We start from the raw sequence: 11,372 nt of genomic DNA, 5'->3' as shown, positions 1-11,372 counted from the left end.
GACACAGCGTTACAGACTTAAAAATTCATTTGGTCTGTGTTACGAAATATCGTCGGGCTGTGTTTACTGGTGAAAGCCTTGATTTGATTGAAAAAACATTTCGTGAGGTGTCCGAAAAAATGAATTTTAAAGTGCTTGAATTTAACGGTGGAGGGAATCACGTCCATACACTGATTGAATATCCTCCTAAATTATCTGTTTCTCAAATAGTAAATGCTTTAAAAGGCGTGTCTAGCCTATGGACAAGCCGGATATAAAAAACCCCACGAAGAATCTTTATGGAGTCCCAGTTATTTTGCTATTTCAGTTGGTGGTGCGCCACTAGAAATATTGAAAGAGTATATCAAGAATCAAGAAAAGCCGTCCTAGAAGGACGGGGCTTGTGTCCCGTCTTTTCGGTCAGAATAGTAAATAAAAATATAAATCACTATTCTGAGTGTTTTTGATGGCTATTAATAAATTAACAGCCATTTTTTTATATTTTAACAATAAGAAGCATGGTGGTGATTATGACGATAACCGCTATAACCGCTATAACCGCCATGATGGCCATAACCGTAATAACGTCTATAACCGCCATGATGGCCATAACCGTAATAATGGCCAAAACCGCCACCAATCACATTTTGTACTTCTTCGGTAGCTAGTTCATCAAGAAAACTAGTAGCATCATTAAATAAGTCATAACCTACAGGAAGTAGGGCAGATATTTGAATATTAGCCATGATAATTTCTCCTTGATTTGATAAATTGTCTTGACAAAAGACAAATGAGATTAGACTTGCTATGGACTAACCTTACTTCTGATTCTTTCCAAAATAATTGATAAATTCAAGGCTTTAACCTCAATAGATAAGACTTAATTAAACTATTTTTGTCTAGTTATTCATGGTAATTAGCCGTCAAAAGATGCTTGTTAATTTACAGTTTTTAAAACTTACCACGAACGTATTTTAGAGATGTTTCATGGAATATCTCTATAAAAGATGTCATTTTTATTGGGGATTGAAATTACAGAAAATACCGACTTAATTAAGTTTATTTTGTCTAAAATACAGGAGATAGACAATATATATAAACTCAATATTCAAATCTTTTTAATTAGTAAATTCTGCCCGTAATTGATTGACAACTCGATCTAATCCTACAGAATGGGCGGCTTTGAATAATAAGCAGTCTCCGGCTTGTATGAATGTTTTTAATCTCTTTACCAAATCAGCATGGCTGCTAAAACATTCACAAGATATATTATCGGCACTATTAGCAATAATTTCCGCATCTTTACCATCAACTAATACTAATAACCCATCAAGATGCAAATTTTTGACCATTTCCCCGACTTTTTGATGTAGTTCTGCGGATCTTTCTCCTAATTCTTTCATTGCCCCTAAAACCGCAATTTTCCGCTTTCCTGGTGTGTCAGCTAACAACTGTAAAGCGGCTAACATGGCTTCTGGAGCGGCATTATAGGTTTCATCTAAAATTACGATATCATGAGGTAAAGTGAAGCGTTGACTTCTACCTGTGGGCATATTTACCATGATACCAGATTGTAATAATTGCCAATCAATTTCTAATACCTGAGCTACGGCTAAAGCTGCTAAAAAATTACTGGCATTATGACGACCAGGTAAGGGTAAAGGTAAACGCATTCCCGCAATTTCTAGGGTTTCATTATTAATTAATTCTCCTTGAATGTCACCTCCAGAAAAGCCATAACTAATAACTTTTCCCTGCCAAAATTTTGCCGCTGTGGTCATTAATCGGGGGTTATCATAGTTAAGAATGGCAATACTATGATCTGGCATTGTGGCTAATAATTCACATTTAGCTTCAGCAATTGCTGCTTCTGAACCAAGTAATTCAATGTGTGCTGTTCCCACATTAGTAATTACTCCAATTGTTGGTTTAGTAATTTCTGTGAGTTCGGCAATTTGTCCCCTTCCCCGCATAGCCATTTCTATGACTGCAAAATCATCTTCTTTAGTCAATTCTAAAAGAGTTTTGGGAACACCTATTTCATTATTAAAATTGCCGTAGGTTTTATGAACTTTTCCTTTTGTGGCTAAAACTGCGGAAATTAGTTCTTTGGTGGTGGTTTTACCTACTGAACCTGTAATACCAATTACAGGAATAGAAAAACTTTCTCGCCACCATTTAGCAATTTGCTGATATGCTTTTAAAGTATCTTTAACCCGTAAAATCGGAAAACCCGGATTTTCATAATTATAATCAACTATAGCCAATATAGCGCCCTTAGCGATCGCTGTGGGGACAAAATCATGTCCATCAAACTTTTCCCCTCGCAAAGCCAAAAAGACCTCACCTGGTTGCAAAATGCGGGTATCTGTTTGTATACCACTTGCCAACTGGGCTAAGGTAGATACAGATACATTCACGGGTTCAGCTACAAGAACTTCAACCAGTTGAGAGATAGTGGTAGAGACTGACATACTGATAAACGATAAGGTATTTTAAAGCTATTAACCTTATCATTTTTTGTGTCGCGTTGTCATTGAATATTTATTTTTGTAAAGTTCTATACGCTAAACTGGTTGAAATGATTTGTCATACGTATTACTACCAAAGTCAAGAATGTATGTTTTGTTTAGTTCTATCGATTAAGTAATCTCCTTTTCTTCAATAGTAGTATTTTCTGGAACTAATTAAATCATTTTATTTGTCCTTTGTGTTGATATTCTGTTGTTGGTTAATTTGGCTAATTTCTGCCAAACTTAAATTTAAAACTTGTGCGATAGCTATTCCCTGTGTGGCTAATGTTATTGATGTTATGATTAATTTGATGGTAGGGAGAAATATTACAACATAATCAAGACCAAAGATATTTAACAGTAAGGTTAGATGGCTAATATTTATAATTTAATTCAAGTGCATTGCAAAAGCTATTTAGTTGATTAAGCAAAGCATTATAGTAACTGTAAGCATCCTCTCGTTTATCTTGAAGATTAGCATATAAAGTCAATTCCGGTTCTGGTGCTAGGTGATCTTTGGGGATATCTAAACCGGCTTCAGTTAACCGTGTTGTGGTATTCCTCTATTGTTAGATAATTCAGTCAATATTCGTTTATTTTTGATAATAATCCTAAAATATGGGCATTTTCCATTTATTGACAAATCTTTTTCATCATTCCCTTTTCTAAATTTAATTATTTCAAACTGATCGGGATTGAATTTATGTAGAAATGTTATAGGTACACCCATAAATCCTTTGTAGTCTAATGGTATGTCTTGTGTTTTATTAACATTAATACCATCATAGTTGTCATAATGGGGGTATTCAATTTCGTTTCCAAAATATCTCTTTGTGAGAGTAATACCTTCGTGTCGTTTAAAAGTGTCTAAATTAGTTAACCATAGACAATTGTTTGGAGAAACTATTCTATTTCCAGAGCTATCAATCCTAGTCTCTGTGCCATAGAGTTCATAGTGTTCGGGGACAATAAAACCTGAAATACCTCTACCAAGGTTTATTCCTAACCACGCCTTGTTTTCCTTAATTAACTTAAATATTTCTTTATAGGTGATAGCATTAATATTGCCAATTATTAAGAATTTTTTATCGTATTTAATTAATTGAGCCACATACTCCCTAAATAATGAAAATGGAGGATTAGTAACAACAATATCGGATTGCTTTAATAGTTCGATACTTTCAGCACTACGAAAATCGCCATCACCTTTAAAATGAACGATGTCAGTTGAACTTGGTTTAGTTCTTTCTCCCTCTACACCTGTATATTCAAAGAAAAAACCATTTTCAACTTCTTCGGTATTAAACAAATCCCTTTCTTGTTTTCTATAACAAGCAGTTATTAATTTTTTAATACCCAATTCTGCGAAATTTGATGCGAAGTAATTAAAAAAATTGCTAATCCGAGCATCATCACAATTACAAAAAACTACTTTATTTTTAAAATGACTTTTATAATGTTTTAACTCATTTTCTATATCTGAAAGCTGTGTATAAAACTCGTCATTTTTGTTTTGTTTTGCTTTTTTCAACAAAGAGTGCTGTACTTTTCTTGCCATTATCAGCCCGTATTATTCGTTATTGGTAATTTGGTTAAATATTTCACTACCTAATGCCTTAAGAGAGGAATTAGACACTTCAATCATAATATCAAACATTTTTTTTGCATCCCATTTTTCTCCATTTCCTTGTGTATAAATTGAAGCTGCTTGAAGCATAATTGTTTTCTCATGATGCTTAACAAATTTATTTTTACACAAATTAGTGTTAATTTGAGATTTTTTTTCTCAGATTAACTTTCGTCAGTAATTCGTCTTTAATTCGGTTTAAAATCGAAGTTTCATTTAAGGTTGAGAGAATTTGATTAACTACTGCTTTTGGTCCATCTGGTCCCCAATTTGCACCATTTGCTAAATAAGTTTTAGTAACTTGTCCAATACCATAAGAAGAGACACCTGCTACTCCTGCTTGAGTTATAGCTATAGATAAATAGGGTGCAATAGTCATTCCTGCGGTTGCTGTTGTTGAGATACTAAGCAAGGTTTTTAAACCACTTAAACCTAAATTTGCTAATAGTTCGCTGGCACCAATACCACCCATACTCAGGGCGATTTTTTGGAGTAATTTTATAGCACCAGTTTCTGTCATAGGGATACCATAAAGTTTAGATAAACCTAAAATTAAGGAAATATCTATAATTACAGCACTTAATATATCCACTACTGTAACAGGATTGAATGCGATCGCTAATGCTTTAGTAATTACTGCTTTCCAGATTAACTGATTAGCATTTTCTTCTCTAATTATTAGTTTCCGTTGTACCAATTGCTCATTAACATTATCGGCATAAAGCATGGTATTTAAAGCCACTAAAGCCTTACCTTCATGGTGGAGAATTTCTAAAATTTTCAATTTCAGTTCTTCAACTTGCGATTTACCTTTTTGTAATTTTACACCCCTAGTACCATCAGGATTTTGTATTGCAATTCTCACCAATGGAGCAGCAGAAGCCATGACAATTTCTGCAGGTGAAAGTAATTCTCTGACTCTATCATCTCGAATTTTTTCATAAATTGTAATTCGGTCAGTTTCAGGAAATTGATCAACTTTATTAAATACTAAAATTATCGGTTTACCTACTTGTCTTAATTGCGATAAAGCCAGTTGTTCAATTTTAGTCATATCTCCCGAAATCACAAAGAGAATTAAATCAGCTTGTTGAGCAATTTGTGCTGCTAATGCTGCGCGAGTTTCACCGTCTACCTCATCTAATCCAGGAGTATCAATTAATTCGATTTGAGATTGACCATTGCTAGATAATGTGGCTTTTAAAGTTCCTAACGCTTCTTGACTAATACTCCAATTCACGGTTTGAGCATCACGGGTAACACCGTGTAATGGTCCAGTAACAAAGACTTCTCGACCGACTAAAGCATTGAGAAGGGAAGATTTACCACGTCCTACCATCCCAAAAGCTGCAATTTGGACTACCATACTTTCTAGTTTATCTAGCATGGTTTCTAAATCATGAATTTCCACTTCTAAACCTAATTTTTCCCCAGGAGAAAGATCGAGATTATTCACTAAATTTTTGAGTGCGGTTTTAGCTTGTTTATAGTTCAGTTCCGCTTGAATATCATCAAAGGTAAAAATGGCGCTGTCTAGTTCTTCTTCCCAGTTGGGGGAGGATTCGTGTCTAGTATTCATTTGAGGAAATGGAAAAGAGGGAGTAATTAAAAATTACACTAGCACAATATATTGCGTTAGATTTTTGCATCATACTCTCTTCAATTAAAAATTGAGTATTCAATAAATGTGAATAATTGGTTAACAGGAAGATTATTTATTACGTTGTCATCAAAGTTTATTGATAATTGAGGCTAAAAATGATGATTTAGCTAGAGGATTTACTCAACTATTAAACTTAAGATATAACAACTTGATGTAATTCATTGGGGGTAAGATGAGTATGAACAACTTCACCATCACGAAACCAAACAACGCGCTTAGTTTGACGAGCAACTTCTGATTCATGGGTAACGATAACAACAGTAATTCCACTACTATTAAGCTCACTAAATAAGTCTAATACTTCTTGGGTCGTATGAGAATCAAGTGCGCCAGTGGGTTCATCTGCGAGGAGAACAACGGGACGGTTGACAATGGCGCGAGCGATAGCTACTCTTTGTTGTTGTCCCCCTGATAATTGGGTGGGTTTATTATGTAACCGGTTTTCCAATCTTACTTTTATTAATGCTTCTGTGGCTCGTTCTTTTCTTTCCCCAGGTTTAACACTAGCATACACCATTGGTAACATGACATTTTCTAAGGCCGTTAATTGATTTAATAAATGGAATTGTTGGAAGACAAAACCGAGTTTTTTATTACGAATATGTGCTAATTCTGTATCATTCATTTGTGCGACATTCAAATTATCTAAATAATAATTTCCAGCACTGGGACGATCTAAACAACCGATAATATTCATGGCCGTGGATTTACCAGAACCAGAAGGTCCCATTATTGAACAATATTCACCCTGTTTGATCACCAAATTAACATTATTCAGCGCTTTAACTTCTATTTCCCCCATCCCATAAACTTTAAAAATATCTTCTAACCGAATAATTGCTTGTTCTGGTGCTGATTGGTGAATATTGGCATCAGTTATTGTAATAGTTTTATCCATAAAAATTTATTGTCATGTTAATTGACATTATAGCATAGAAATTGCTATTTATGTCAAGATTAATTTAAAATAAAATTCCCAATTAATTAATTTTCTAATCCATTGGCGATTTTCGATAGAACTCATTGATTATCTGAATTAGCCATGGAAATCTCAGTTGTAAATAGCAATTTTTAACCGACTTTAGTCAAGGTTTGATTAAACGATAATCAATGTAATTTTAGATTAGTCATAGCAAATTATGCAGTCGGTATGCTCAAGAATATTTCATTCTTTACAAAAGGCATAGAATAAGGATACTTACTTTCAATCATTGATAGAATTAGTACCGCCAAAATATCAAGAAAGATTTTCTTTTTTGTCGGTAATTGTGGGGATATTTCGAGTTCTATCTTGCCATAAATTCTTGACAGAAATAGCATAGTTACAACGAGATTCTTCCCACTGCTCAGAGTTGTATGATTGTATCAGCAAAAGTGCTTGTTGTTGAAGTTGATAACACCATTTAGGGCTATTAATTGGTCGGTTTAGTTGATCTGGATTTTCCACAACTAAACCCATTTGTACAAACTGGTGCATTGTTTGTCTTCTCACAGTTTCTCGTGTATTTGGTGCATATTGTTTTCCATAAAAATCACGAAACCAATCCATCATTTCAGTAATTCTGCGTTTCGGAGTTGTTGCTTGATTCCAAGAAGTTTCCGGTCGAATATCTGCTAATGCAAGTAAGCATAGCGCGGATCTTTCATTCTGCTGTTCTTTTGGTGCAGAAATTTGTTTAAGAATAGTTAGTGCTTCTTGAATACGTTTACTAGCTTGAATTGCGTTTATTGCTTCACTCATAATTGACAGATTTTTGTGAACAAGTGTATCAAGTTTTTCCTGGTCAAATACAAATTCATCGATTTGGCTTCCCAGTTTCATCAAATCTTCTTTAGAAGGATATCTAATTTTACGCAAATCTGTTACATTGACTTGTGTATTACCACTAAACAGCCGAAAATAGTTATCAAATAAAGTTGAATTGAGAAATGCTGCTAAACCTCTTGCTAAGTCAGGATTTACTCCCCTTCCTTTAGCATGATAGTAGTTAAGATGATTCTCTATACCCAACGCGGGGGAGTCTAGAGGAGAACATACAGCAGCAACAATACGGCGTTTTTCTTCCTTAGCAGAAAAACGCTTGATTAAAACATACCAACCCGGTTGAATTAACCATTTTTGTGTTTGTTGATTATTTTCAATAGCAATTGATTTACGAGGCTTTTTTGGGGGAAACAAAACTTTTCCTGGCTTTATAGATTCTGGATAAATTAGTGGAACACTTTCCTCGTCTAAGCAATTTCTCAAAGCTGATTTAAGACGAAAATCTACAACTGGTCCTGTTGAAACATCTAAACCAATTTCTTCTAAAGTGGCTGAAAATTTACCCATTTGTACTCTTAAAGCATCTTCCAAAGAGTTGGTAATGATATGAATAAACATCTCAGGATCATTTGTTTCAATAATCTGATTATAGGGAACAAGTCTTTTTTCTGAACTATTATCTAATTCTTTTTCAGAATTAATACTTATTTCTATAAATTTAGGTTTATTTTCTGTTTTAACAGCATGAAAAATAATATTTTCTTGTAAAACATTATCTTCTGCAAAAGCTAAGGAGCGACTTTCAAATATATGAATATTTTCAAATGCCATTTTTTCTAGAAAAGCTTTGCGAAAAGGCCGGAAATAACTACCATTGCAAAAACTTCTGGGAGTAATTGCAACTATTTCACCATTTTGAGCAAGTTGTAACATGGACAGCCAAACAAATGCACTATATAAATTTACAGTTTCAATACCAAGCTTTGATAATATTTTTTTCTCAATTGATTGATTGTTTATTTTCTTGTAAGGTGGATTTATAATTGCATGGGTAAAATTGTGAGAATTTTTAGTGAAAAGCGGTAAACTTGTTTCACCAATACTCTCGATAAAGCTTTCATTTCGCAAAGAATACTCTGCTTTTATTCCCTTGTTTTTTAAAGCATTACAACATTCTATAAGACATTCCTCTAAACAAGATAAAAATGTTTCTTCTACTTCATAAGTTGTAATTAAACAACTCTCAATTTGGGCAGAATTTATCAATAATTGTTCTACAAAAGCACTGACTAATGACCCAATACCTGCCCCCGGATCTAATAAATTAATATTACCAGATAAATTGTTAAATTGTCCTGTCATAAATCTCGCAACCGGTGCAGGAGTTAGAAACTGACCTAATTCACTTCTTTGTTTTAAGTTCAATTTTGAAGAAAAATGAAATCTATTTATATCTAGAGAATCTGTCAGGAAAGTTGTCATATTATCAATTTATAGAAAGTAAAATGTCCAGAAATTATGAGAAATTTGAATAATTTGTTATAATTCGTTTAGTCCTTCATTACTCATTAAGAAAATTATGGTAAAAATGCCTTTTCCAGCTTCGATAATTCCTTTACCGTAGTTTCGTGTCATAGCCAGGTTTAAACCTGTTTCATTAATGAATACAAGGTTTTTGACATCTATTGTATCTAGCCAACGTCGAAATTCATAACGCATTTTTTGTACTCTTTGTGTTTTTTGATCACTGGCTACTAAAGTTTTTTTACGTCTTAAATCTAAGCGTTTTAGAGTTCGGGATAAACTGGATATACTTACCTCTATTTCTGTTTGCTCTTCTATTGCTGCTTGAATTTCCCGTAAATATATATCATTCTGCTCTATCACTATTTTTTTCAACAATTCTTCCTCTTTACCTTTAATTAAAGAACGGCGGTCTCCACCTTTAGGTTTGGGTTCTATTTTCCCCGTTTCTCTATATTGGCGGAAAAATTCACTGATAAATGATAGGCTCACTTTAAATCTCGCTGCTAACTCTCTTTGCGTGTCTTCTTTATTTTGCCAAGCACTTAATATTTTTTGTCTTATATAAGTTGAATATGCTGCTGCCATATATATCTGAATTATTTTCTTTTTTTCCACCTTTAAAGTTTACCATCTTTGTACCGCGTTTGATCTCAAACTGCTGTAAGAACCATTTATCTACAAGTTTCTTCATTTGGATATCATTGCTACCCTCATACAGATTACCTAAACTAGTCCGGGTAGTTCCTCCTCCTGTCCACCACTGAATAGTCGGTAAATTGGTCAACTCATTGGCATCAATGGAGTAGATTGATTTATGTTAACCTGTACTAGAAGTTCTTTACAATTCCCAATCTCATGGTATTAGATTATCAAAACACATTTAAACCTCAAAAAGTCTATGATGTAGTTATAGTTGGTGCTGGCCTTATTGGTTTAGCAACTGCCATTGGTCTATACCAGCGCGGTATCGAAAATATATTAGTTATTGATCAAGCTCGTAGCTTTCGTCAAGTTGGGCAAATCATAGACCTTCTTCCTAATGGATTAAAAGCCCTCAAATGCTTAAGTGTTAATGCTTATACATCTGTAGCACAAACTACGTTATCTAATCAGCAAAATTCCCCTGGAAATCCTTCTGTATGGTCTATCAAAAATTTTCAAGGACAACTAATTTTGTCAATTCCTCTCAGTTTTGATAACTGGTTTCAAGAATATGGTGAAGGACGAGTATCAATAGCTTGGTATGAATTACAAACTATCCTCAGAAACTTTTTACCTCCAGAACGGGTAAAAGCTAATCACCGTTGTATTAATGTCATAGATGAGCCAGAACTCAACTGTATACGGATAGATTGTGTTTCTAATCTCAGTATTGCAGCCAATCCCTACGCTCATTGGACAGAAAATCAAACCACTGATGAAAATTCACAACAAAATCTAGATACTATTCCTCCCACATTAACAACAACATCTTTCCATGCTAAATTAATTATTGGTGCAGACGGAATTAACTCAACTGTTCGGCAAATAATTTACCAAAATACTCCTAATATACCTTTTGCTAAACCTGAATATTCTGGATTTACAGCTATATCTTGTTCTGATATAATTGATATTCCAGAAGCAATACAAACAGAAATAGAATCCAGATTTTTAAAAAATTCATTACTTGTCACCATTAATGATGATCAAATATCTAGAAATTCTAATTATTATAATCATCTCAGGATGATTTTATCATCTAGAAATGGTCAATTTAGATATATTCTGCATTTACCTATACCTCTAGAATCTGTAGAAGGAAAAGCCGGAACTGATTTAATAAATTTAGCTCGACAAGAAATAGAAAAAGCCAACTTTCCTGATGCCCTCCAACAATTAGTAAATCTCTCTCCTCCTGCTAATATGAAGCAGCGTCCTTACTACATTCATCCTGTTATCCATAAATTTAATGACACTACCATTCAACCAACCTGGAATCAACAGCGAGTTGTCTTAATTGGTGATGCTGCTCATGGTATGCCTCCTTTTATGGCTCAAGGAGGAAATCAAGGTTTAGAAGACGCATTAACAATTGTCAAACTCATTGCTAAAATTGCTAAAAATAATGATTGGGATCATCTGCAAGTTATAGCTGAAGCTTTTACAAACTATGAACGTTTGCGTCGTCCATTTATGGAGTATATTCAATCAGCGACATTGACCGGATTTCCCCATTCATCACCTCAACAATGGCAAGATTATAACCAAAAAGTTTATGGTCGTGATTTTGCCGATTTTTAATTTACATTTATCAAA

The 11,372-nt window shown here is 33.9% G+C and carries 9 protein-coding genes and 1 pseudogene; 2 read left to right on the top strand and 8 right to left on the bottom strand.

Going from position 1 to position 11,372, the window contains the following annotated elements; translation table 11 throughout:
* A pseudogene (tnpA, locus tag H6G44_RS06225) lies at window positions 1-369 on the top strand (IS200/IS605 family transposase); the annotation flags it as partial.
* Between the two features lie 113 nt (window positions 370-482).
* Here the strand turns inward: tnpA and H6G44_RS06220 are convergent.
* The 8 genes from H6G44_RS06220 to H6G44_RS06185 form a co-directional block, all read right to left on the bottom strand.
* Window positions 483-725 (bottom strand): hypothetical protein, encoded by a 243-nt coding sequence (locus H6G44_RS06220; RefSeq protein ID WP_190386457.1) that lies wholly within the window; start codon window positions 723-725, stop codon window positions 483-485.
* 372 nt (window positions 726-1,097) lie between these two features.
* A complete protein-coding gene (locus tag H6G44_RS06215; protein WP_190386456.1) occupies window positions 1,098-2,453 on the bottom strand; it encodes a UDP-N-acetylmuramoyl-tripeptide--D-alanyl-D-alanine ligase in 1,356 nt (451 codons plus the stop codon).
* A 580-nt stretch (window positions 2,454-3,033) separates the two neighbouring features.
* Window positions 3,034-4,050 (bottom strand): adenine-specific methyltransferase EcoRI family protein, encoded by a 1,017-nt coding sequence (locus H6G44_RS06210; protein WP_190386455.1) that lies wholly within the window; start codon window positions 4,048-4,050, stop codon window positions 3,034-3,036.
* Between the two features lie 12 nt (window positions 4,051-4,062).
* Window positions 4,063-4,209 carry an EcoRI family type II restriction endonuclease gene (locus tag H6G44_RS06205; protein WP_242031707.1) on the bottom strand — a complete coding sequence of 49 codons (147 nt, stop codon included), beginning with the start codon at window positions 4,207-4,209 and terminating at the stop codon, window positions 4,063-4,065.
* Window positions 4,210-4,258: 49 nt separating this feature from the next.
* Window positions 4,259-5,698 carry a GTP-binding protein gene (locus H6G44_RS06200; protein ID WP_190386454.1) on the bottom strand — a complete coding sequence of 480 codons (1,440 nt, stop codon included), beginning with the start codon at window positions 5,696-5,698 and terminating at the stop codon, window positions 4,259-4,261.
* 217 nt (window positions 5,699-5,915) lie between these two features.
* Entirely contained in the window at window positions 5,916-6,680 is a 765-nt protein-coding gene (locus H6G44_RS06195; protein ID WP_199291782.1) for an ABC transporter ATP-binding protein, read from the bottom strand.
* A 339-nt stretch (window positions 6,681-7,019) separates the two neighbouring features.
* Window positions 7,020-9,029, bottom strand: coding sequence for an Eco57I restriction-modification methylase domain-containing protein (locus tag H6G44_RS06190; RefSeq protein WP_190386453.1), 2,010 nt, complete (start codon window positions 9,027-9,029; stop codon window positions 7,020-7,022).
* A gap of 57 nt (window positions 9,030-9,086) precedes the next feature.
* A complete protein-coding gene (locus H6G44_RS06185) occupies window positions 9,087-9,659 on the bottom strand; it encodes a transposase (RefSeq protein ID WP_190386452.1) in 573 nt (190 codons plus the stop codon).
* Between the two features lie 270 nt (window positions 9,660-9,929).
* Here H6G44_RS06185 and H6G44_RS06180 point away from each other — a divergent pair, with 270 nt between their 5' ends.
* Window positions 9,930-11,357 (top strand): FAD-dependent oxidoreductase, encoded by a 1,428-nt coding sequence (locus tag H6G44_RS06180; RefSeq protein WP_190386451.1) that lies wholly within the window; start codon window positions 9,930-9,932, stop codon window positions 11,355-11,357.
* The last annotated feature ends 15 nt before the right edge of the window (window positions 11,358-11,372 follow it).

Source organism: Aphanizomenon flos-aquae FACHB-1287 (assembly GCF_014698755.1).
Lineage (GTDB): Bacteria > Cyanobacteriota > Cyanobacteriia > Cyanobacteriales > Nostocaceae > Dolichospermum > Dolichospermum flosaquae.
The sequence above is the reverse complement of the archived record's forward strand: the minus strand, read 5'-3'. Positions and strand labels throughout refer to the sequence as shown.